This window comes from Cryobacterium cryoconiti, from assembly GCF_004403065.1.
GTDB lineage: Bacteria > Actinomycetota > Actinomycetes > Actinomycetales > Microbacteriaceae > Cryobacterium > Cryobacterium cryoconiti.
The window spans coordinates 14,262-36,569 of sequence record NZ_SOHA01000010.1; the positions used below are offsets into that span (position 1 = coordinate 14,262).

General features: G+C 69.3%; 18 protein-coding genes. 12 read left to right on the forward strand and 6 right to left on the reverse strand.

The features are described 5' to 3' along the window. Window positions 1-46: 46 nt before the first annotated feature. Window positions 47-1,315 (forward strand): baeRF2 domain-containing protein, encoded by a 1,269-nt coding sequence (locus E3T49_RS05090; RefSeq protein ID WP_134423885.1) that lies wholly within the window; start codon window positions 47-49, stop codon window positions 1,313-1,315. 36 nt (window positions 1,316-1,351) lie between these two features. On the opposite strand, the gene E3T49_RS05095 is transcribed toward E3T49_RS05090, so the two are convergent. Then, the gene (locus tag E3T49_RS05095; RefSeq protein ID WP_134423886.1) at window positions 1,352-3,700 is read right to left on the reverse strand and encodes a glycosyltransferase family 2 protein; all 2,349 of its coding nucleotides are present in this window, start codon (window positions 3,698-3,700) and stop codon (window positions 1,352-1,354) included. Window positions 3,701-3,893: 193 nt separating this feature from the next. On the opposite strand from E3T49_RS05095, the gene E3T49_RS05100 reads away from it, so the two are divergent. The 10 genes from E3T49_RS05100 (at window position 3,894) to E3T49_RS05145 (ending at window position 14,210) form a co-directional block, all read left to right on the forward strand. After that, entirely contained in the window at window positions 3,894-5,432 is a 1,539-nt protein-coding gene (locus tag E3T49_RS05100) for a chitinase (protein ID WP_241972662.1), read from the forward strand. A gap of 101 nt (window positions 5,433-5,533) precedes the next feature. Then, the gene (locus E3T49_RS05105) at window positions 5,534-6,229 is read left to right on the forward strand and encodes an ATP-binding cassette domain-containing protein (protein WP_134423888.1); all 696 of its coding nucleotides are present in this window, start codon (window positions 5,534-5,536) and stop codon (window positions 6,227-6,229) included. Beyond that, window positions 6,230-8,320 (forward strand): YhgE/Pip domain-containing protein, encoded by a 2,091-nt coding sequence (locus tag E3T49_RS05110; protein WP_134423889.1) that lies wholly within the window; start codon window positions 6,230-6,232, stop codon window positions 8,318-8,320. 81 nt (window positions 8,321-8,401) lie between these two features. Then, the gene (locus E3T49_RS05115) at window positions 8,402-8,995 is read left to right on the forward strand and encodes a TetR/AcrR family transcriptional regulator (RefSeq protein ID WP_134423890.1); all 594 of its coding nucleotides are present in this window, start codon (window positions 8,402-8,404) and stop codon (window positions 8,993-8,995) included. A gap of 8 nt (window positions 8,996-9,003) precedes the next feature. Then, window positions 9,004-9,498: a DUF3151 domain-containing protein gene (locus tag E3T49_RS05120; RefSeq protein WP_134423891.1), complete on the forward strand. Its 495-nt coding sequence runs from the start codon at window positions 9,004-9,006 to the stop codon at window positions 9,496-9,498. Continuing rightward, window positions 9,499-10,785, forward strand: coding sequence for an adenylosuccinate synthase (locus E3T49_RS05125; protein WP_134423892.1), 1,287 nt, complete (start codon window positions 9,499-9,501; stop codon window positions 10,783-10,785). It abuts the gene before it with no gap. A gap of 177 nt (window positions 10,786-10,962) precedes the next feature. Beyond that, on the forward strand, window positions 10,963-11,607 hold the full coding sequence (locus E3T49_RS05130; protein WP_134423893.1) for a GNAT family N-acetyltransferase: 645 nt from the start codon (window positions 10,963-10,965) through the stop codon (window positions 11,605-11,607). A gap of 171 nt (window positions 11,608-11,778) precedes the next feature. Continuing rightward, window positions 11,779-12,756: a DMT family transporter gene (locus E3T49_RS05135; protein ID WP_277613085.1), complete on the forward strand. Its 978-nt coding sequence runs from the start codon at window positions 11,779-11,781 to the stop codon at window positions 12,754-12,756. Window positions 12,757-12,840: 84 nt separating this feature from the next. Further along, window positions 12,841-13,260, forward strand: a complete 420-nt coding sequence (locus E3T49_RS05140) for a chorismate mutase (RefSeq protein ID WP_134423895.1) — start codon at window positions 12,841-12,843, stop codon at window positions 13,258-13,260. Further along, window positions 13,257-14,210 carry an SDR family NAD(P)-dependent oxidoreductase gene (locus tag E3T49_RS05145; RefSeq protein ID WP_134423896.1) on the forward strand — a complete coding sequence of 318 codons (954 nt, stop codon included), beginning with the start codon at window positions 13,257-13,259 and terminating at the stop codon, window positions 14,208-14,210. Before E3T49_RS05140 ends, E3T49_RS05145 begins: the two co-directional genes overlap by 4 nt. 165 nt (window positions 14,211-14,375) lie before the next feature. On the opposite strand, the gene E3T49_RS05150 is transcribed toward E3T49_RS05145, so the two are convergent. From E3T49_RS05150 to E3T49_RS05170, 5 genes are all read right to left on the reverse strand, one after another. Further along, a complete protein-coding gene (locus tag E3T49_RS05150) occupies window positions 14,376-15,290 on the reverse strand; it encodes an endonuclease domain-containing protein (protein WP_134423897.1) in 915 nt (304 codons plus the stop codon). Between the two features lie 168 nt (window positions 15,291-15,458). Further along, the gene (gene purL / locus E3T49_RS05155) at window positions 15,459-17,768 is read right to left on the reverse strand and encodes a phosphoribosylformylglycinamidine synthase subunit PurL (protein ID WP_134423898.1); all 2,310 of its coding nucleotides are present in this window, start codon (window positions 17,766-17,768) and stop codon (window positions 15,459-15,461) included. Next, complete coding sequence (locus tag E3T49_RS05160) at window positions 17,765-19,036, reverse strand: HupE/UreJ family protein (protein WP_134423899.1); 1,272 nt, start codon at window positions 19,034-19,036, stop codon at window positions 17,765-17,767. Before E3T49_RS05160 ends, purL begins: the two co-directional genes overlap by 4 nt. After that, window positions 19,033-20,148, reverse strand: a complete 1,116-nt coding sequence (locus E3T49_RS05165; protein ID WP_134423900.1) for a DUF3500 domain-containing protein — start codon at window positions 20,146-20,148, stop codon at window positions 19,033-19,035. The genes E3T49_RS05160 and E3T49_RS05165 overlap by 4 nt, the downstream gene beginning before the upstream one ends. A 210-nt stretch (window positions 20,149-20,358) precedes the next feature. Further along, a complete protein-coding gene (locus tag E3T49_RS05170) occupies window positions 20,359-20,829 on the reverse strand; it encodes a DUF3817 domain-containing protein (protein WP_134423901.1) in 471 nt (156 codons plus the stop codon). Window positions 20,830-21,192: 363 nt separating this feature from the next. On the opposite strand from E3T49_RS05170, the gene mgrA reads away from it, so the two are divergent. Beyond that, window positions 21,193-22,218 carry an L-glyceraldehyde 3-phosphate reductase gene (gene mgrA, locus E3T49_RS05175; protein ID WP_134423902.1) on the forward strand — a complete coding sequence of 342 codons (1,026 nt, stop codon included), beginning with the start codon at window positions 21,193-21,195 and terminating at the stop codon, window positions 22,216-22,218. The last annotated feature ends 90 nt before the right edge of the window (window positions 22,219-22,308 follow it).

The following is a 22,308-nucleotide window of genomic DNA, read 5'->3' on the forward strand; positions in this document are numbered from 1 at the left end:
CCGGGGATACCGTGGCCGTCAAATTGTCACAGAAGGGACTCCGGCCATGGCTGATTTCGGTAATGAGGGGCTCGCGGACCTGTACCGTCGGCCCGGTTCGGTGTCGAGCGTCTACGTGGACGTGACGCAGGATGCCCGGAACCCCCGGCGCACCTCAACCCTGCGCCAGCGCACGCTGCGGGAGGCCCTGACCGAGGCCGGCGCCCCCGAGATCGACGCGAGCACCATCATCGAACTGGTTGAAGAGCCGCCCGGGGTCGGCGGCCCGATGGGTCGGCTGATGGTCGTGCGGGAGGGCGAGGTCGAGCTCAACGAGGTGCTCACGGGGGAGCCGCTCGGCGAACTCCTGGTTGCCTACGGCCCCGTGCCCAGCCTGCTCCCGCTGCTGATCCACCGGCCGCGTGATTTCAGCTATGTGGTGGCCGAGGCCGGGCGTGACGGCGGCGAGATCACCCTGTTCCAGCTGAGCCGGTCCCAGCCCGTTTCCCGGGTGCGGGTGGAGGGCGACACGGAGTTTCTCACCAAGGTGGGGTCCGAAGACGACTTTCTCGCGAACGGGCGCTACCAGCACCACACCGAGGAGGTGTGGAAGCGCAACGAGGGCCAGATCGCCGCGGCGATCGACGAGATCGTGCGTGACAGCAGGGCTGAACTGCTGATGCTGACCGGAGATGTTCGCGCGCGCCAGCTCCTGGTCGACCAGCTGTCCCCGACCAGCCGGGAGGTGTTGCACGTCGTGCCCACGAACACCCGCCCGGGCGGGGCCACCCAGGAGGAACTCGAGGCAGACCTGCACCGGCACGTCGCGGCGATCCTCGCGCAGGACGAGTACGACGCTCTCGAGCGGTTGGGCACGGGGAAGGGCAACGGCCTCTCCGAGATCGACTTCGCAGCCGTGGTGCGTGCCCTGCAGCAGAGCCAGGTCGACGTGCTGCTGCTGGCCCCCGACCGGCTGCCGGGTGAGACCCTGATCGCCCTGGACCGCGGCCCGTGGCTGGCGGCCACCTCGGCCGACGCCCTCGGCGCGGGCGAACTCGGCTCGGTTCCGGCCGTCGACGCACTGATCCGCGCGGCTATTCTGACGGATGCGCGGGTGCTGGTGGTGTCTCCCGGCGAGCTTCCGGCGGAGGTGAGCGCCGCCGCGCTGCTGCGCTGGTCGACCGTCCCGGTGGCGGCCGAAGCCCCCACGCCGGCGGAGGCCGAACTGGCCGGTCTCCCCAGCCGCGGCGACGCGGTGACGTTCCCGCGTCGTCGCGCCACGTCCGGCGCCCCGAACGGAGCACCGGACGGCGGACCGGACCGGCCGGAGCGGTAGCGCCCCGCGGCGACGGATGCGCCGGACGCGCCGGGCTCAGCCCACGTTCGCCCGGCGCCGGCGGTCGTTGCCGCCGCGGAGGTCGCGGTTCAGCCGGCGGTCACCGAAGTACAGCACGGAGGCCCAGTCGACCTCTTCCGGTGTCTTGGGCACGATCACCGGCTCCACCGCCTTGGGCTTCTTCGGCGCGACGTAGAGCCAGCTCACCATTCCGAGGGTGATGTCCACGATCGAGTTGCGGATGCCGATGTACGACTTGATGGCCGATGCGGCCAGAACGGCGTTGAGCGTGGCGAAGGCCACGTTGCCCCAGCTCTGGTCCAGATAGTTGCGCCAGATCGTGAGCAGCGAGAACGCGACGATCAGGTAGGGCACGACCACGTACAGGGCCGGCGCGGCCGTGCGGTTCTTCACCTTCGGCGTGCGCACGAAGGGGATCTTCTCCCCGGTGATGGCCTGCTGCATGGACTTGAGCACGCCCGCCAGGTTGACGGGCAGGAGCACGAGGTTGAACCCGTAGATGCGGAAGATGTCGCTGAAGCGGTGCCCGGAGTCCCGGAGGTCGCTGCCCATGGCCAGGAAGTACGGCAGCGCCGCGATGAAGACGACGGGGCTGAGCAGGCGGCTGTCGTAGGGGTAGCCGAGCAGGAACAGCAGGCCGAAGCTGGCCCAGGCGATGGACGCCATGTAGTTCACCCGCAGCAGCACCTCACGGAAGAGGATCTTCTCGCGCTGGTGACGACGGTGGGTCAGCTGGGTCCAGAGCTTGGGCAGGATGAGCAGGCCGCCGTTGGCCCAGCGTCGACGCTGCACGACGAGCGAGCCGAAGTCCGGGGGCGTGGCGCTGTAGCTGAGACGTTCCGGGTAGTTGGCGAGCGTCCAGCCGTGCGTGCCGAGGTCGACGCTCGACTCGGTGTCCTCGATCACCGTGCGGTCCTGGATGTAGGTGCGGATCTCGAACCCGCCCACGGTCTCCACCTCGACGATGTCCTCGATGGCCTTCTTGCGGATGATGGCGTTGGCACCTACCCAGAAGGTCGCACCGTAGTAGGTCATGCCCTGGTGCAGGATGTGCTGGATGTCGGTGGTGGCGCCGGCCAGGCGCTCGATCCGGGTCGGGGCTCCGCGGAAGGAGGAGTAGGGCGTCTGCGTGACGGCGACTCGTTCATTGCCGGCCGACTCCAGGAAGTAGACCAGGCGCAGGCAGTAGTCCCGCAGGAGCAGCGAGTCGGCGTCGAGCGTGAGGATGTAGGTGGTGTCCGGGACGACCAGGTCGTCGGGGTGAGGCTCGGCGTCGGACTCCCGCAGCACCACGGAACCGGCGGTGACCTCGCTCTGCCAGCGGTGTCCCATCAGGGAGATGTACGAGTTGAGGTTCATCGCCTTGTTGGCCTCGTGCGACAGGTTGCCGTACTTCTTGCGCTCGAACGTCTCGGTGCGCACGGTGAAGATCCAGGTCAGCCGCTGGTACAGCTGGCTGATCCGGCTGGTGTCCGGCGACGTGCCCTGCGCCGCGGCGGAGGTGAGGGCCAGAATGGTCAGTCGCAGTTCGCGGGCGAGCCCCATCACGACCAGGTCAACGAAGAACTCGTCGACGTGGTCCTCGATGCGCTCCGTCTCGGCCATGTGCTCGAGCCAGGCGGCGGCAGCCTCGTACTCGGCGATGAGGAGGAGGAGTTCCGCCCGGGAACCGGCCTCGTCGGTGCGGGCCCGGCTGCGGAAGCCGTCCAGGGCCGCGGTGAACCGGGCCGCGGGAACGCTCAGAACTGCGGCGATGTCATCCGTCAGTGCCCGGGTCTCCTCGAGACGGGCCATGATGGCCGGATCGGTCGGGAAGGGTGGGTCGTCGACGAGCAGCACGATCTTCAGGTCGGGGAATTCCTGCAACGCCGCGGACCACAGCGTGGCCCGCACGACGTGGGGCTCCTCCGCATAGGACGGCACGAGAACGGTGATGCCCTCGGTGTAGTGCGCGTAGTGCCGGTCGAGTTCGCCGCGGGGAACGCGCTGGTGGTCCTTGAACCGGTACAGCGCACCCTGGCGGGCCAGGAGGTACATCAGGGCCGAGAAGGTCAGGAAGGTGACCACGATGACATAGGAGATCGTCTCGACCTGGAACCGGAAGCCCGCGTCCGGGTTGTTCGCCAGCTGTTTGAAGATGGTCGAGAACAGGTAATAGGCCCAGGCCACGATCGTGGTGACGATGGCCAGCCGGCCGAGGGTCAGTTTGCGCTGGGACGGCACCGGATGCACGATCGAGAGCGGCTCGGAGCGTTTCTCCGACCCCCACTGCCGCTTGCGGGCCGCGGCGACGCGTGGAGCCGTTTCGATGTCGAGGTCGGTCAAGCCCAGCGACTCGTCCGAAAAAACTGCCTGATCTGTCATTGTTCTCCGAGCGCTGGCCGAACGGGAACTCAGTCGCCCGTGGAACTGTCGGACCGCGTACCCCCAACCGGGCACGCTGTCATCCGAGAATTGCCTTCATAATAGGCGATGGAGAAACGTCGCGCCGTTCGGCCGGCAACATCGTGGGGAGATTTTCTTGTCAAAGCGCTTTCCTGGTCGCAAATTGTCGTTGGTGAGGGTGCTGGCCCTCGGAGTCGCGGCCGGAGTCGTCGTCGTCGGGGCCGGATACGGCTGGAGCGGATTCGAGGATTCCCGCGCCGCCGCAGCCGGGTCATCCGGGTTCGCCGGCTACGTCGACGTCACCGCCACACCGACCTACGCGTTCGAGCAGCCCGTCTCGGACGAGGCGGCGAACGTCGTGCTGTCGTTCATCGTGGCTGATCCGGACGAGGAGTGCACGCCCACCTGGGGTGCCAGCCAGAGCCTCGGCGAGGCCGAGATCAATCTGGATCTGGACCGGCGCATCGCCCGGCTGGTCGGTGACGGCGGCGAGGTCTCCGTGTCGTTCGGCGGCCTGGCCAACGACGAGCTGGCCACGGTGTGCACGGATGCCGGCAAGCTCACCCGGGCCTACGCGGCCGTCGTCGACCGCTACAACCTCACGTCGATCGACCTGGACGTCGAGGGAGACAACCTCTCCGATACGGCCGCCGGCAAGCGCCGGGCCGAGGCGATGGCCGCCCTGCAGAAGAAGCGGCACGCCGCCGGCGAGGACCTCACGGTCTGGCTCACCCTCCCCGTCGCCCAGACCGGCCTGACCGAGGACGGCCTCACCGCGGTGCAGCAGATGCTCGACGCGGACGTGGACCTGGCCGGAGTGAACGTGATGACGATGGACTTCGGCGGAAAACGGCCGACCTCCATGCTCGACGCGTCGATCGCGGCGGCCGAAGCCACCCACTCCCAGCTGCAGGACCTCTATCAGCGCAACGACCTGGCGGTCGGTTCGCAGACACTCTGGCGCCAGATCGGCGTGACGCCGATGATCGGGCAGAACGACGTTCCGGGGGAGATCTTCACGCTGGACGACGCCGCGGGGCTGAACACGTTCGCGCGCGCCAAGGGTCTCGGCCGGGTGTCGCTGTGGTCACTCAACCGCGACTCGACCTGCGCGCCCAACTACCCGGACGTGACCCGGGTGTCCGACGGCTGCAGCGGCGTCAAGCAGGGTGACGCGCTGTTCGTGGACGTTCTCGGCCAGGGCATCACCGGCCAGCTCGACGCGGACGTCGTCCCGGAGGAGCCCACCGCGAAAGCCGAAGTGGTCGACGATCCGGCCACGAGCCCGTACCCGATCTGGGACGAGGAGGTCGCCTACGTCAAGGGAGACCGCATCGTCTGGCACGGCAACGTCTATGCCGCCAAGTGGTGGACCAACGGAGACCTGCCGGACGACCCGTCCGCCGCGGCCTCCGACGTGGCCTGGGACCTGATCGGCCCGGTCCTCCCGGGCGACAAGCCCGTTCCCACACTGACCGTGCCGGCGGGAACCTACCCGGAGTGGTCCACCGACACCGTCTATCAGCAGGATGACCTGATCCTGTTCAGTGGCCGGGTGCTCATCGCCAAGTGGTGGAACCAGAGCGACAGCCCGCAGGCCGCGCTCGAGGGCGCGACCGCCTCGCCCTGGCGACTGCTGAAAAACGACGAGGTGCAGGACATCCTCTCGGAGCTGGCCGCGGCCGAGCCGACGGCGGCGCCCCGGGAGTAGAGCGTCCGGGCAGAGCCCGGAGCGCACCATCGGGACCGTCCCGCACTGCACGTCGATCTTTCGTTCTATACTGACTAGTCAGTACAAACGAAAGGATCGACGTGCAGTCGACAGTGAGGGCGCATGATCTCGCCCTGCGGTTCCAGAGGGGCGCGGTCTACGGGCCCCTGAGCTTCGAGGCCGGCGCCGGTCTCACGGTGCTCTGCGGCCCCACCGGCAGCGGGCGCACCAGCCTGATGCTCACCCTGGCGGGGCGGATGAGGCCGAGCGAGGGAACGCTCGAGGTGCTCGGGCACGAGCTGCCCAAACGGGCCCGCCGGGTGCAGAAGAGCACCGGCATCTCCGGTTTCCACGACATCGACGCCCTCGAGGAGTCCGTCACCGTCGGAGCGGCGATCCGCGAGCGCACGGCCTGGATCTCGCCCTGGTGGGCGTTCATCCGCTCCGTCGACGACACCGAGGTGCGCCGCGTGTGCGCCCCCGTGTTCGGCGACGTGCCGATCCCGGCTGCCGACACCGTGATCTGGGACCTCGACGAGGTGCAGACGGTGCTGTTGCGGGCCGCGCTCGCGCTCATGAACGAGCCGAGAATCCTCTTCTTCGACCAGGTCGAGCAGGTGCACGAGCCGGAGTCCCGGCGAATCCTCTGGCAACGCCTGGCCGCACTCGCCGAGGCGGGCACCATCGTGATCGCCTCCGCGACCGCGCCCGAGACCGACATCTGGGGCGAGCTCGGCATCGAGCCGACCGTCGTGATGATGACCAAGGCCGTTCCCATGAATCAGGAGACCCGCTAGATGTTCGCCTTCCTCTCCTCGGGCACCGAGCTGCACCGCTTCGGCAAGGGCAAGATGCCCAAGATCGCCCTCGTCGTGCTGATGTTCATCCCGCTCATCTACGGGGCGCTCTACCTCTGGGCCTTCTGGGCGCCCGACCACCAACTCGACAACCTCCCCGTGGCGCTCGTGAACGTGGACGCCGGCGCCAGCCGCGACGGCGAACCGGTCACCGCCGGCCAGGACCTGGTCGACGAGCTGGTCGACGGCCACGAACTCGGCTGGACCGTGACGAATGCGACGGATGCCGCCGCGGGCGTCAAGGACGGCGACTACTACTTCTCCGTCACCATTCCGAGCGACTTCTCGGCCAGCGCCGTGTCCGCCGGCACGGATTCCCCGCTGTCGGCCACCGTGCAGGTCGACTACAACGACAGCAACAGTTTCATCGCCACCACCATGGGCAAACAGGCCATGGTGCAGGTGCGCGACGCGGTCGCCACCGAGATCGGCGACCAGACCGTGAACGCCCTCCTGGTGGGAGTGGACGAGGCCGGCGACGGCATCCGCTCCGCAGCGGATGGCGCGGGCCGGCTGTTCGACGGGCTCACCACGGCGTCGGGCGGGACCGGCTCCCTGCTGGTCGGCCTCGACACCCTTGCCGATGGCGCGGTCACCCTCGACGACGGCGCAGCACGCCTCGCCGACGGCGCCGGCAGCCTGGCCACCGGGCTGGACACGCTGTCCGCGGGCGCGACGACGCTCGCCGAATCCTCCGTGACGCTCGCCGACGGTACCGGCCAGGTGTCCGCGGGGATGCAGGCCGCCGCGACGGGATCCGCGACCCTCTCCGAGAAGTCGGCACAACTCTCCGACGGCGCCGCGGCGATCGCCACCGGAACCGGCGCCATCGCCGCCGGCACCGCGTCGGTCAGCACGGGCGTGACCGACCTCCTCACGGCCATGCAGGCGGCGCCGGAAGGAACCCCGGTCTCGGCGTTCCTTCCCGCCGTCGAGAAGCTCGGCACCGGCGCCGCCGCGGTCGACACGGGCGCCCAGGGTGCCCTCACCCAAACCCAGGCCTACGCCGGACTCAGCGAGCAGTTCAGCGCCGGCGTCGGGGAACTCTCCACCAAGCTGGCCGCCGGGACCACCGGCGCCGCCCAGGTGGCAGCCGGGGCCGGGCAGCTCTCCGCCGGCGCGGCCTCGCTGGCGGAGGGAGCCGGCACCGCGGCATCCGGAGCGGACACCCTCGCCGTGGGCAGCGAACAGCTCGGCGCGGGCACCGGATCACTCGTCACCGGCACCGGCGAACTCGTCGCGGGCGGGACGACCCTGAACAGCGGCGCCGCCGAACTCACCACCGGCAGTGGCACCCTCGCCGACGCCCTCAGCACGGGCGGTGAGAGCGCCCCCGACCTGTCCCCCGACCAGATCGCGCAGAAGACGGCGGTGATCGCCAGCCCGGTCACCCTCGTGCAGAAGTGGGAGAACGCCTCCGGCAGCTTCGGTGAGGGGTTCGCGCCCTTCTTCCTCGCCCTGGCCACCTTCGTGGGCGGACTGATCACCTGGCTGATCCTGCGCGCGCTGCCCACCCGGGCCCTCGCCAGCGCCGCCTCCGGGCTGCGGGCGACCATGACCGGCTTCCTCCCTGCGATGGCCATCGGGCTCGCCCAGGTCGTGATCATGGTGCTCGTGCTGGTCTACGGAATCGGGCTGGAGCCCGAGTACTGGCTCGGCATGACCGCCTTCCTCTACCTGACGACGCTCGCCTTCCTGGCCCTGCAGCAGATGTTCATCATCCTGCTCGGAACCGCGGCCGGCCGGGTGGTCAGCCTGGTGCTGCTCATGGTGCAGCTGAGTTCGTCGGGCGGAACCTACCCGGTGGAGACCACGCCCGTGTTCTTCCAGGTGATGCATCCGTTGATGCCGGCGTCGTACGTCGTGACCGGGCTGCGCGAGCTGATCACGGGCGGCATCGACTCTAGACTGTGGGTTTCGGTCGCCGTTCTCGTCGTCATGCTGGTCGGCTCGATCGCGATCAGTGCGTGGAGCGCCGGACGCCAGCGGATTTGGACCGTGGGCCGGCTGCACCCCGAACTGACGATCTAGCCCCGAGCCCCGCCGGGACGACACCGCACCACATCCCGCACGACCTCCCGCACCACGTCCCGCACCGGGAAAGGAACTCTCATGGCACGTGCCATCGGCACGAAGCGCGCCATCCTGGACGCGACGCTGGAACTGGCCGCGACCAAGGGCATCAGCGGCACGACGATGGACGAGGTGGCCGAGCGGGCCGGGGTGGCCAAAGGCAGCCTGTATTACAACTTCAGTTCCAAGGACCGGCTCTTCGAAGAGCTGCTGCAGGAGGGTGTCGGCGCGCTCGCCGACACCCTCCGGGCCGCATCCGCCGGGCTGCACGGGCGCGCGGCCCTCGAAGCCCTGGTGCGAGCGCTGCTCGACGGGATCGCGGCGAACACGGCCCTGTCCAAGCTGATGGCGGCGGAGATCTTCCGCACCGACCGCACCTGGCAGAAGACACTGTTCGCGCTGCGGCATGAGGCGCTCGCGGTGTTCGCCGACGCGATCGCGGAAGCGAAGCCGGGCAGTCGCGCCGACGGAACCTGCGGCCTGATGGCGTCGAGCGTCTTCGGCGCCGTGCTCATGTCGGGCCTGGAATGGCTGGTCTTCGAGCCCGAACGGCCGCGCGACGAGGTGGCTGCGGCCATCGTCGGTTCCCTCTCCGGCGGACTGTTCGGCGAGGTGCGGCCCGCGTCGCGTTAGGATCGAGTGTGACCGGCGACAATTTGATCGAGCAGCCCGAGACCCTTCTTCCCGCGGAACCGGAGGTGATCGAGGCCCTGCGGCAAACCACCAGCGACGAGTTGGCAAGCGTCGTGGCGCAGCATCCGAAGTCCTCCCTGGCCTGGGCCGTGCTCGCAGACGCTGCCCACCTGGAAGGCCGCACGCTCGAGGCCTACGCCTACGCCCGCGTCGGATACCACCGCGGGCTCGACGCGCTCCGCAAGGCCGGCTGGCACGGCCACGGCCCGGTGCGCTGGAACCATGAACCCAACCGCGGAGTCCTCCGCGCCCTGTACGCCCTGCGCCGCGCCGCCGGCGAGATCGGCGAGCAGGACGAGTTCGACCGCCTCACCACCTTCCTGAACGACGCCGATCCCACCGCGATCAGCCGCATCGACCAGCAGACCATCACGCCGGACGGCTACCGTGCCACCGACCCGGCCCCGCCCACCGAGGCGTTCTTTATCCGAGGAGAAAACTAAATGCCAGCGATCGTTCTGATCGGAGCCCAGTGGGGCGACGAGGGCAAGGGCAAGGCCACCGACCTCCTCGGCAGCCGGGTTGACTATGTGGTCAAGTTCAACGGCGGAAACAACGCCGGCCACACCGTGGTCATCGGCACCGAGAAGTACGCGCTGCACCTGCTGCCGTCGGGCATCCTCACCGCCGGTGTCACCCCGATCATCGCCAACGGCGTGGTCGTCGACATCGAGGTGCTCTTCGAAGAACTCGATGCGCTGATCTCCCGCGGCGTCGACGTCTCCCGCCTCAAGGTGAGCGCCAACGCGCACATCATCACCCAGTACCACCGCACGGTCGACAAGGTCACCGAGCGTTTCCTCGGCAAGCGCCAGATCGGCACCACCGGCCGCGGCATCGGCCCGACCTACGCCGACAAGATCAACCGCGTCGGCATCCGCGTGCAGGACCTGTTCGACGAGAACATCCTGCGCCAGAAGGTCGAGGGTGCCCTCGCCCAGAAGAACCACCTGCTGGTCAAGGTCTACAACCGCCGCGCGATCTCGGTCGACGAGATCGTGGACGACCTGCTCAGCTACGCCGAGCGCCTGCGCCCGATGGTCGCCGACACCGCCCTGCTCCTGCACGAGGCCCTCACCGAGGGCAAGACCGTGCTGTTCGAGGGCGGCCAGGCCACCATGCTGGACGTCGATCACGGCACCTACCCGTTCGTCACCTCCTCGAACGCGACCTCCGGCGGCGCCGTGACGGGCTCGGGCATCGGCCCGAACCGGATCGACCGCATCATCGCCGTCGTGAAGGCGTACACGACCCGTGTCGGCGCCGGCCCGTTCCCGACCGAGCTGTTCGACGAGTCCGGCGAGTTCCTGCGCGCCAACGGCTTCGAATTCGGCACCACCACGGGGCGCCCGCGGCGCTGCGGCTGGTACGACGCGCCCGTCGCCCGCTACACGGCCCGCATCAACGGGGTCACCGACTTCGTGCTGACCAAGCTCGACGTGCTCACCGGCCTCGACGTCATCCCGGTCTGCGTCGCCTACAGCGTCGACGGCGTGCGCTTCGACGAGGTGCCGGTCTCGCAGTCCGACTTCCACCACGCCAAGCCCATCTTCGAGGACTTCCCCGGCTGGACCGAGGACATCACCGGTGCTCGCACCTTCGAGGACCTGCCCCGCGCCGCCCAGGAGTACGTGCTCGCCATCGAGAAGATGAGCGGCGCCCGCATCTCGGCGATCGGCGTCGGCCCCGGCCGTGAGGCGATCATCTCGCGTCACGATCTCGTCGACTAGGCACCTCGCCCCACCTCGCCCCACCTTCTGTGGCCGTTCCGGTCGAGAGTGACCGCTGCAGCGGTCACTCTCGACCGGAACGGCCACTGTCGTTGCCGCGGGTGGCGAGCCCGCGCTCGCGCCGACCTGACCGCCGCCGTTCATTCGGCGGCAACCTGGCGCTGCCACAGTTCTCGCATGAACGCCGAACGACCTCAGAACATCGCCATCGTGGGCCACTATGTGCGGCTCGAACCCCTCACCGGCGCGCTGCTGCCGGAGCTGCACGGCGCGATCGCGCATCCGCTGGTCTTCGACGGAGGTTTCGGCGGTGGTCCGGGCGGGCTGCGCACCAACCTGGCCGAGTTCACCGAGTGGGCGGATGCCTACGTGCACTGGGCGGGACTGCCCTACGCGGTTCGCCTCGTCGGCGGCCCGCACGACGGAGACCTCGTGGGCATGTCCACCCTCGGCGACCTGCACCTGGAGCACGAGTCGGCGCACGTCGGCTGGACCGCCTACGACCCCCGGGTCTGGGGCACCGCCGTCAACGCGGAGACGAAGCTGCTGCTGCTCGGGCTGGCCTTCGACCACGGGTTCGGGCGGGTGAAGATCCAGGCGGACGTGATGAACGTGCGGTCCTGCGCGGCCATCGCGGGCCTCGGCGCCACCTATGAGGGGATCATCCGCCGGGAGCGGCGCCGTGCCGACGGCAGCTGGCGCGACACCGTGATCTACTCGATCCTGGACAGCGAATGGCCTCGGGTGCGCGCCGGGCTGCGGGCGAGGCTCGACGGGCGCGGTGCGGAGCCGGTGCGGTACCGCATCCGGCAGTCGCGCTGAACGAATTCGACGGAGATTCTGCCGCTGGAGGGCGAAAACCGGCCCGCGGCATCCGTTTTCGCAAGAATCTCCGTCGGATTCGTTCGCGGGCGGCGGCGGGTTTCGGCCGTAGCGGTCGGCAGGAGCCCGGCACCAATGCGGGCCGGCGGCGGGGCGCGGTACAGTCGGCTGGTGAGAGACGCTCCAGACGCCGGCCGCACCCTGGTCATCCTCCAGTTCCTGGGCATGGGCCTGGTTTGGGGTGCCAGTTTCCTGTTCATGAAGATCGCCCTCGAGGGGGTGACGTTCGGCCAGGTCGCGTGGTCCCGGCTGGTGCTCGGCGGGCTCACCCTCGGCCTGATCGTGCTGGTGACGCGCCCGCGGGTTCTCGATGGGCCGGTGCTGCCGCGGGAGACGATCGTCTGGCTGCACTTCCTGGTGATCGCGATCACCGGATGCGTCGTGCCGCACCTGCTGTTCGCGTGGGCGGAGCAATACGTGTCCTCGAGTCTGGCCAGCATCTACAACGCCGTGACGCCGATCATGACCGCGGTGATGGCGACGCTCGCGTTCCGGGTGGAGCGGATCGTGCGCGGGCAGGTGGCGGGCATCCTCGTGGGCATCGCCGGCGTGGTCGTGATCATCGGGCCGTGGCGTTACGCGGCCCTGACCGGGGACCTCTGGGGCCAGCTCGCCTGCCTGGGTGCGGCGGTCTGCTACGGCTTCACGTTCGGGTACACCCGGCGGTTCCTGAGCGGGCGGCCGATCGCCCCCGCGACCTTCGCGTTCCTGAACATCGGCATCGCCGGGGCGATCATGCTCGTGGCGACCCCGGTGCTGGCGTGGCATCCGGTGGCGCTGACCGTGCCGATCGTGGCGGGCCTGCTCGTGCTCGGCGCGCTCGGCACGGGCGTTGCCTACATCTGGAACATCAACGTGTTGCGCGCCTGGGGGCCGACGAACGCCTCCACCGTGACGTACGTCACCCCCGTGGTCGGCGTGGTTCTGGGGGTGCTCGTGCTCGCGGAGACCTTCTCCTGGAACGAGCCGGCCGGGGCGGCGCTGGTGCTGCTCGGCATTCTGCTGACTCAGCGACGGCTGCGGTTGCCGGGGTGGGCGAGGCGGGCGGGTCGGCCGGCGCCGGCAGCGGCACCGGTGGCGGCACCGTAACGGTCATCGGGGTAGCCGCGACCGGGATCCCGCCCACCTCGGCGGGGAATGCGAGCAGCGTGCGCGAAACGGTATCGTCGAACCATGGCCGCACACGAGGAATTGCCCGCCGGCGCGGGTCAGGAAGCGATCGACGAGCTGGGCAGCATCCGTCAGAGCATCGACAACATCGATGCCGCGCTGATCCACCTGCTCGCGGAGCGCTTCAAGTTCACCCAGCAGGTCGGGCGCCTCAAGGCCACACACGGTCTGCCGCCCGCCGACCCCGAGCGGGAGCTGCTGCAGATCCGGCGGCTGCGCGGTCTCGCCGAGGATGCGCGGCTCGACCCGGCGTTCGCCGAGAAGTTCCTGAACTTCATCATCGCCGAGGTCATCCACCACCACGAGCAGATCGCCGGCACCGAGTCGGCGCACGGGTCCGCGCCGCGGGCTGCGGGCGCGCCGGCGGATGCTGTGGGCACGGGCACAGGGACCGGCCCCGCCACGTCTCCGGCCGTCTCATGACCGCCCAGACCTCCGTCCTTCCCGGGGCGGCGCGGCCCCTCCCGGCCCAGTTCGGCAGGACCTTCGTCGTCACCGGCGCCAACGCGGGCCTCGGATATTTCACCGCCGAGCAGCTCGCCGCGGCGGGCGCCCACGTCGTGCTGGCCTGCCGCAATCCGGCCAAAACGGAGGCCGCGCTGGCGGCCATCCGCGGCCGGGTGCCCGGGGCATCCGTGTCGTCGGTGCCCCTGGACCTGGCCGACCTCGGCGAGGTGCACCGCGCCGCGGACTCGCTGTTGGAGTTGCCGCGGATCGACGGGCTGATCCTGAACGCGGGCATCGTGCACCCGCCACGCACGCGCGACACGAGCCCCGACGGGCACGAACTCGTCTTCGCGACCAACTACCTCGGCCACTTCGCGCTCACCGCGCGGGTTCTGCCGGCCCTGCGGCGCACGCCGGGCAGCCGGGTCGTGGCGCTCGGATCGATGATTTCGCGGCTGCTGGATTCCCCTCTGCTCGACCTGCAGCTGGAGTCCGGCTACAACCGGTGGAAGGCCTACGCGCAGTCGAAGATCGCCATGCAGGTGTTCGGCTTCGAGCTCGATCGACGGCTGCGGGCGGCCGGAGCCGGCGGCACTGACGGGGTGCAAAGCCTCGTTGCACACCCCGGCTACTCGATTTCGGGGCTGACGCCGGGCATCCGCGGTGTCAATGCGCCGTCGCGGGCCAAGCGGTTCTCCGACAACCTGATGTCGTTCGGCGCGCAGGGCAAGGACGTCGGCGCCTGGGCCATCGTGAGCGCGGCCGTCGACCCGGATGCCCGTGGCGGCGATTTCTACGGCCCGCGCCACCTCACGCGCGGCCTTCCGACGCTGCAGGAGCCCACCCGCACCTCGCTCGACCCCGCGGTCGCGGAATCGCTGTGGAGCCGCTCCGAGCTGCTCCTCGGCGCCCCCTTCCCCGTCTAGCGCTCCCTTCCCCGTCTAGCGCTCCCTTCCCCGTGTAGCTCTCCCGTCGCCGCGCGCGCCGCGCGCTCTCCCGTCGCCCTCGTCACCTCACGCTAGAGCGCAAAATATGCCCCTTCGTTCGCGGTTTAAGGGCAGATTCTGCGCTCTCGCGGGCCAGTTCGCGGTTCAGGGGCGCCAGCCGGCGGCACGCAGCGCCGTCTCGACCTTGCGGAGCACGGAGGCCGGCTTGCTCCGCAGATGGGATTTGTTGATGCGGATGACGCGCCATCCCTCCTCCATGATCCGGTCGAGACGGTCGACGTCCCAGTGGTACTGCTCCTCGTCGGTGCGGTGCTGCTCGCCGTCGTATTCGACCAGCACCCGGTAGCGGCGGTAGACCAGATCCCCGGTGGCGATCTTCACCCCGAGACGGTCGGTGACGGCGCAGTTCACCTCCGGCTCGGGCAGCCCGGCCCGTACCAGTAGCAGCCGCAACTCGGTCTCTTTCGGGGAGTCGACACCGGGCCGCACCCACTCGAAGGCCTCGCGAAGCTTTCTCGCACCCCGATGCCCCGCATAGCGCAGCACCCCGGTGCGCAGCTCGTTCATCGTCGCCACCGGGTTCTTGCGGCGAACCAGCGCATCGCCGACCTTGATCAGGTCGTCCAGGCGGAGCACGGATGCGAGCTGGCACCAGGTGTCGACCGGGGAGGTCACGCGCAGCCCCCGTACGTCCACGATTCGAACGGTGCCCGGCTCGACATGGTGTCCGACGATGCCGCGCACCCGGTGCCGGGTCGCCGGGTGCTCCGTGCACACGTGCAGGGTGCAGTCACGCTCCAGGATCAGGGGCAGCGGAAGGCCGTGGATGATCGCGGCGGTGACCTGACTGAAGAACTGGTCCGGCGGCATCCGTCGGCTGTACGTCTCGATGCGTGTGCGGGGGGAGTCATTGCCGCCCCGCGGGGAACGGATGCCGGAGAAAGGCTGAACGAGATCGGTGCCCCGCATCCGTTTGAGTGAGACGCCCGAGGCGGAGCCTTCAGCGGTCGTGAATGCCCGCCCGGACAGCGACGGCGGCAGTTTCTCAGCCCGTTTCATCCCCAGATGATGCACGACTCACTCGCCGAGCCGCAGAATCCATCCACACCCTCGCGTTCCCCTCCCGCCCTGAACCCGCGAGAGCGCATTATCTGCCCTCTCAATTGCGCTGAAAGGGCAGATAGTGCGCTCTCGCGACCGTTTGGGGTCGAGGAGGGCGGGAAACCGCTACTGCGCGAAGCGGGACGGGAGGGTGCTGCGGTGGCGCGACTGCAGGTCGGCGAGCGACACCGTGAAGTAGTCCTGGATCTCCAGGGTCGCCGAGGTCGAGTCCGTCACTCCGATGCGCAGCACCGGGTAGCCCCGCCCCTCGCACAGGCCGAGGAACTTCACGTCGTCTTCGCGGGGAACCGACACGATCACGCGGCCGGCCGACTCCGAGAACAGGGCGACGGATGCGTCGATCCCGTCGCGCTCGCAGATGTCGCCGAGCCACACGCGTGCTCCGACCCCGAACCGGAGCACAGCTTCGGCGAGGGTCTGGGCGAGCCCGCCCGAGCTGAGGTCGTGCGCGCTGTCGACGAGCGCCTCGATCGACGCCGCGTGCAGCAGCCCGGCGAGGGCCGCCTCGCCGGCGAGGTCGACGACGGGCGGCATTCCGCCGAGGTGGTCGTGGATGACGCCGGCCCAGGCCGAGCCGTCCAGCTCCTCGCGGGTGACGCCGAGCAGGTAGATGTTGTGTCCGTCGTCCTGCCAGCCGCTGGGCACGCGGCGGGCGACGTCGTCGATCACGCCGAGCACGGCGACCACGGGGGTCGGGAAGATCGGCTGGTCGCCGGTCTGGTTGTAGAACGACACGTTGCCGCCGGTGACGGGGATCTCGAGCGCCAGGCATCCGTCGGCCAGACCGTCGACGGTCTTCGAGAACTGCCACATGACCTCGGGGTTCTCCGGCGAACCGAAGTTGAGGCAGTCGCTGATGCCGACCGGCACCGCGCCGGTGACGGCCACGTTGCGGTAGGCCTCGGCGAGGGCGAGCTGCGCGCCGCGGTAGGGGTCGAGCTGGCAGTAGCGGCCGTTCGCGTCGGTGGCGATCACGAAGCCGAGGCCGGACTCCTCGTCGATGCGGATCATGCCCGCGTCGTCGGGGAAGGAGAGGGCCGTGTTGCCCATCACGTAGCGGTCGTACTGGTCGGTGATCCAGCTCGGGTCGGCCAGGTTCGGCGAGCCGAGCAGGGCCAGGAACTGCTCGCGCAGCACCTCCGGCGAGACCGGGCGCGGCAGCGCGGAGGCGGTGTCGGCCTGCAGCGCGTCGAGCCAGGTGGGGTAGGCGACCGGGCGGTCGTAGACCGGGCCGTCGACGGCGACGGTGCGCGGGTCGACGTTGACGATCTCCTCACCGTGCCAGTCGATGATCAGGCGGCCGGAGTCGGTGACCTCGCCCAGCACACTGGTCTCGACATCCCACTTGGCGGTCACCGCGAGGAAGCCGGCGAGCTTCTCGGGGGTGACGACGGCCATCATGCGCTCCTGGCTCTCGCTCATCAGGATCTCTTCGGCCGTCAGGGTGGGGTCGCGCAGCAGCACCTTGTCGAGCTCGATGAACATGCCGCCGTCGCCGTTGGAGGCGAGCTCGCTGGTGGCGCAGGAGATGCCCGCGGCGCCCAGGTCCTGGATGCCCTCGACCAGCTTCTCGCGGTACAGCTCGAGGCAGCACTCGATCAGCACCTTCTCGGCGAACGGGTCGCCGACCTGCACGGCGGGGCGCTTGGTGGGGCCGCCTTCGGAGAAGGTGTCCGACGCGAGAATGGATGCTCCGCCGATGCCGTCGCCGCCGGTGCGGGCTCCGAAGAGCACGACCTGGTTGCCGGCGCCGGTGGCGTTGGCGAGGTGCAGGTCCTCGTGGCGCAGCACTCCCACGGAGAGCGCGTTGACGAGCGGGTTGCCCTGGTAGACCTTGTCGAACCAGGTTTCGCCGCCGATGTTGGGCAGGCCGAGGCAGTTGCCGTAGAAGGAGATGCCGGACACGACGCCGTGCACGACGCGGGCGGTGTCGGGGTCGTCGATGTCGCCGAAGCGGAGGGCGTCCATCACGGCGACCGGGCGCGCGCCCATCGAGATGATGTCGCGCACGATGCCGCCGACGCCGGTCGCGGCACCCTGGAACGGCTCGATGTAGGAGGGGTGGTTGTGCGACTCGATCTTGAACGTGACCGCCCAGCCCTCGCCGACATCCAGCACGCCGGCGTTCTCGCCCATGCCGACCATGAGGTTCTTCTTCATGGCGGGGGAGACCTTCTCGCCGAACGAGCGCAGGTATTTCTTCGAGCTCTTGTAGGAGCAGTGCTCGCTCCACATCACCGAATACATGGCGAGCTCGCCGCTCGTGGGGCGGCGGCCGAGGATCTGGCGGATCTCCGCGTACTCGCCCGGGGTCAGCCCCAGCGCGTCGAACGGCTGCTCTTTCTCAGGCGTCGCAATCGCGTTCGCAACGGTGTCGGCGATGCCGCGGGAGGGTGTGGTGGTAACAGCGGTCACGAGGCGTTCTCCCAGGGATAGCGGATGCTTGACCCGGTCAGTCTACCCGCCGCGCTGCGCCCTGAACGAGTGAGCGGGAGTCGAGCGTAGCCCACCACTGTGAGGGCGGAGATCCACAGCACGACCACCAGGTAGACGCTGACACCCTCGATGCCGTCCGCGGCTGAGGCGATCGGGTTGGCGAAGCCGACCCGCTGGGCGAGCCAGCCGACCGCCGCGATGCCGGTCGCGCAAGCGGCAGCGAGGCGGAGCGGCCGGTAGGACCGTGTGCGTGCGAGAACCATGAGCGGCGGCAGCACCAGGGCGACGACGATGAGCTGCATGAGCTCGATACCCAGGTTGAAGCCGAGCAGGCTCAGCACAAGTTGGCCGCCCGAGAGGTGCAGCCCGGTCAGCGTGGCCGAGAAGGCCAGGCCGTGCACGAGCCCGAAAGCGGTGGCGACGACGGCTTCCCGTCCGGCGAAGATCGGGTGCACGGCGTGCACGGCGGCGATCAGGATGCTCACCGCGATCAGCGCCTCGACGACCGGCTGCGGGGCCGGGAGTCCGAGCGCCCCGAGCGCGAGAGTGACCGAGTGGCCGATCGTGAAGGCGATCGTGATCGACGCGATCCGTTTGACGGCCGTGCGCGGCCGGGCCGGCCCGGCCCAGCGCCCCGCGGCGACGATCAGTGGTGCGGGCAGCAGGAGCGTCAACAGGAACAGTTGGTGGTCGACGCCCTCCCGGATGTGGGAGAGGCCGAGCGAGACCAGGCTGGTGAATCCGGTCCAGGCGCTCGCAGCGCCCAGATCGACGGTGAGCGGAGTGATCTCACCGGTCACGGTGTCCCGCCGGATCGTGCCGAGCCCGCGCGCCGATTCGACGACACCCCCCGACCAGTCGTTCTGCACGGACACGATGACCGCGTGGGTGACGATTCGGTGCACGACGACGTCGTAGCCCAGGTCGAACATCCGTGGGTCGGCGCCGTCCGGCGGCACCAGGTGCGCGGTCGCGGACTCGGGCGCGAAGTGCCGGGCGATGTAGGCGGCCACCGCGCTGTCGTGCGCGGCAAGATCGGCCGCCGTTTCGTCGCCGAGGTTGATGCCACTGGCCGAGACCAGGTCGGTGACCGGGATGCGGAGCTGGGCATCCATTGCGTCGTCGTGGACCTCGAGAACGACGGTGCTGGTGGGCAGCACGTGCGCGCTGGCGGGGGCGGCGACGCCCAGGATGAGCGCCGCCACCCCCGCCAGCACGGTCAGCGCCGCGAGTGCGGAATTTCTCATTGCTGCTGCGTGCCGCCGTAGTCGGTGGTGCTGTCACGCCACACCGAGTGCGGGTGGCTGCCGGAGAGGATGATCCCGCGCTGCATCGAGAACTCGATCCATACCGAGGGGCCATCGATGCGGATGTAGTCGTCCTGTTCCGTCAGAGACGAGCCTCCCGAGTAGGAGACGTAGGTCTCGTCGAGCTCGCTCTCATACTTCGCGAGGATGGTTGCGGCATCCGCATCGTTGATGTCGTTGACATAGGTGGCGATCGCCGCCAGCACGAGGGCCTTCTGGTCGGCCGCGAGCGTCCCGACCTGCACCCCCTCGTTGTCGGCCGGGAATGCCCAGTCGTTGCCGGGTGTCAGCACCAGGTCTCGGTAGACGCCGTCGAGCTCGGCCGAGCTGAGCTGGTCGGTCGAAAGGCTGGCCAGTACGGCCGCGAGGGCGACCTGCTCCGATTCGAGCGGGGCGTTGGTTTCGCCGTCCTGCTCGAAGGTGCCGTACGGTTCGACGCCGCGGAATGAGGGGGTCGCGCCGGCCAGAACGCCGTCTGTGTAGGTGTTCGCGACGGCGAAGTGGTGGCCGCCGAACTGGAGTTCCCAGGTGCCGGTGTCGGAGGGCGTGCCGAGGAACGCGATGAAGTAGTTGCCGCTGCCATAGTCGGAACCGCCGCCGTTGTCGGCGAGATAGTCATCCGCGTTCAAGAGTTGCTGGATCTCGTCGTAGCCTTCTCCGGCCGTCGTGCCGGTGACCGCCTGCAGCAGAGTGCCGAGCGCGGTGAGCTGGCTGTCGTCCAGCTCGGAGAGCTGCAGGCCGACGCGGTTGCGCGACATCGCCTGGGGCAGGTTCGACCAGGCCTCGGCGTTCTCGAGGGTGTATTCCTGGTTGAGGGATGCGAGTTGGTCGCTTGTCAGTGTCGCCGTGAATGCCTCGGTGGCGGCGACGACCGAGCCCGCGGCGGTCGTTGTCGGCGCCGTGGAGGTGGAGGTGGAGCTGGGGGTGGAGGTTGAGGTGCCTGCGGTGGAGGTGGTGGCCGTGCACCCGGTCAGGAGCGTGCCGAGAACGGCGGTCGACGCGACCAGGGTGATGACGCGTTTGGATCGGAAAATGGCTGGGAGTGTGGGCATCCCGAAAAATTACGGGCCACTGATTGGAGCCTGCTATGCGCTGGCTATCAACCGCCTATGAAGGGCTGGTCGGCGGGAACAGGCGCTCACTCACGCGCCGCAATATGCAGCTGGATCACGATCTGGCCGCGGTCGAGGATCGCCCAGCACGCCAGGCGGCGGCACCGCCCGAACGCCCTCGAACCGGCCCGAGCGGTCAGGACGTCGCCGTCAGGCACCGCCGCCGGGCGGGCCCAGTGTCAGCAGCACCGTGAACACGGTGACCAGACCCACCACGAGAACGGATGCCAGCAGCACCGGCCGCGCCAGGCCGACGCGCAGCAGCCGGCTCACCAGCGTGTGGTCGCGGGGGTCGTCGGTGGCCTCCCGGCGCCAGTCGCCGGCGAGCAGGGTGCGCCGCTCGAGCCAGCGGTCGAACGGGATCGTGGCATAGGGCACCACCGCGGTTCCCACGGCCAGCATCATCAGCCGGAGACGCCAGTGCTGGTTCACGCCCACGAGCACCGCCGTGATCCCGTAGGCCAGGAACACCAGCCCGTGCACGAAGCCGCCCACCCGAACCGCCCCGTCGCCGAACTCGCCGGGCACGAACACGTACTTGAGCAGCATCGCGGTGATCAGGATGGTCCAGGTGATCGCCTCGGCGATGGACAGGATGCGGTAGAGCAGACGGGGTGACACGGGGACAACACTCCAAAGGGTGGGGAACACGGCAGAAGGGGGAGCTTCGATCTTCGCAGGATGCCGGGGCCGAACGCATCCGCCGAAAGGATGACTCGGTCAATCGGCAGGTCAGGGGCAGCGGCGGCCCCTCGAGGGGCCACCGGACGAGGCCTTCGCCCCCGGGATGACCGACAGTCTGACGAAGCTCCGCCGGGAGATCGAAGCGGATGGCTGGGTCGAGACCGGCCGCGGAGCCGAGCCGTCTGCGTACATTTTCGTGCGGCCCGACGAGACGACTAGGGCACCGTGCCCCTGCGCGACCCGGGGTTCCGCTGACGTTCGCGGGGCCGACCACCCAGCCGACTGTGCCAGTCTGAAGGGATGACGTACCTTCCCGCAGACATCCGTTACGACTCCATGCCCTACCGCCGCACCGGTCGCAGCGGCCTCAAACTGCCCGCGATCTCACTGGGCCTCTGGCAGAACTTCGGCGGCACCGCGACGATGGAGACGCAGCGCGCCATCCTGCGCCGCGCCTTCGACCTGGGCGTCACCCACTTCGACCTGGCCAACAACTACGGGCCGCCCAAGGGCAGCGCCGAGAGCAACTTCGGCGTGCACCTGGCGCAGGACTTCGCCCCGCACCGCGACGAGCTGGTCATCTCGACCAAGGCCGGCTACGACATGTGGTCGGGCCCCTACGGCAACTTCGGCTCGCGCAAGTACCTGCTCTCGAGCCTCGACCAGTCCCTCGGCCGGATGGGCCTGGACTACGTCGACATCTTCTACTCCCACCGGGCCGACCCGGACACCCCGCTCGAGGAGACCATGGGCGCGCTGCACACGGCCGTCACGAGCGGCCGGGCGCTGTACGCCGGCATCTCGTCTTACTCGCCCGAGCGCACCCGGCAGGCCGCCGCGATCCTCGCCGAGATGGGCACGCCGCTGCTGATCCACCAGCCCTCGTACTCGATGTTCAACCGCTGGGTCGAAGACGGTCTGCTCGACACCCTCGACGACATCGGCGTCGGCTGCATCGCCTTCTCCCCGCTCGCGCAGGGCCTCCTCACCGACCGCTACCTCAACGGGGTGCCCGAGGGCTCCCGCGCCTCGCAGGCCGGTTCGATGAGCCGTGACATGGTGAACGATCAGACGGTGGGGCGCATCCGTGCCCTGACCGAGATCGCGGATGCTCGTGGCCAGTCACTCGCGCAGCTCGCCCTGTCCTGGGTGCTGCGGCGGGACACCGTCACCTCGGCGCTCGTGGGTGCCTCCTCGGTGAAGCAGCTGGAGACGAACATCGCAGCGATCGACAACCTCGCGTTCACCGCGGAGGAGATCACCGCGATCGATGAGCACGCCGTGGACATGGGCATCAACCTCTGGGAGCCGTCCAGCGCCGTCTGATCTGACCGGCGCCCGCGCGGCCCCTGCGCGGTACAGTGGCTCCCTGGCCTCGAGAGTCGCCGTTTGCACCGAGAATCGCCGCCGGATCGG

Bases quoted from the DNA above. Each gene is read 5' to 3' on its own strand.
- E3T49_RS05130 (WP_134423893.1), top strand. From the start codon at position 10,963: ATGAACGCCGAACGACCTCAGAACATCGCCATCGTGGGCCACTATGTG.
- E3T49_RS05090 (WP_134423885.1), top strand. From the start codon at position 47: ATGGCTGATTTCGGTAATGAGGGGCTCGCGGACCTGTACCGTCGGCCC.
- E3T49_RS05140 (WP_134423895.1), top strand. From the start codon at position 12,841: ATGGCCGCACACGAGGAATTGCCCGCCGGCGCGGGTCAGGAAGCGATC.
- E3T49_RS05110 (WP_134423889.1), top strand. From the start codon at position 6,230: ATGTTCGCCTTCCTCTCCTCGGGCACCGAGCTGCACCGCTTCGGCAAG.
- E3T49_RS05145 (WP_134423896.1), top strand. From the start codon at position 13,257: ATGACCGCCCAGACCTCCGTCCTTCCCGGGGCGGCGCGGCCCCTCCCG.
- E3T49_RS05165 (WP_134423900.1), bottom strand. From the start codon at position 20,148: ATGCCCACACTCCCAGCCATTTTCCGATCCAAACGCGTCATCACCCTG.
- mgrA (WP_134423902.1), top strand. From the start codon at position 21,193: ATGACGTACCTTCCCGCAGACATCCGTTACGACTCCATGCCCTACCGC.
- E3T49_RS05095 (WP_134423886.1), bottom strand. From the start codon at position 3,700: ATGACAGATCAGGCAGTTTTTTCGGACGAGTCGCTGGGCTTGACCGAC.
- E3T49_RS05150 (WP_134423897.1), bottom strand. From the start codon at position 15,290: ATGAAACGGGCTGAGAAACTGCCGCCGTCGCTGTCCGGGCGGGCATTC.
- E3T49_RS05115 (WP_134423890.1), top strand. From the start codon at position 8,402: ATGGCACGTGCCATCGGCACGAAGCGCGCCATCCTGGACGCGACGCTG.
- E3T49_RS05160 (WP_134423899.1), bottom strand. From the start codon at position 19,036: ATGAGAAATTCCGCACTCGCGGCGCTGACCGTGCTGGCGGGGGTGGCG.
- E3T49_RS05125 (WP_134423892.1), top strand. From the start codon at position 9,499: ATGCCAGCGATCGTTCTGATCGGAGCCCAGTGGGGCGACGAGGGCAAG.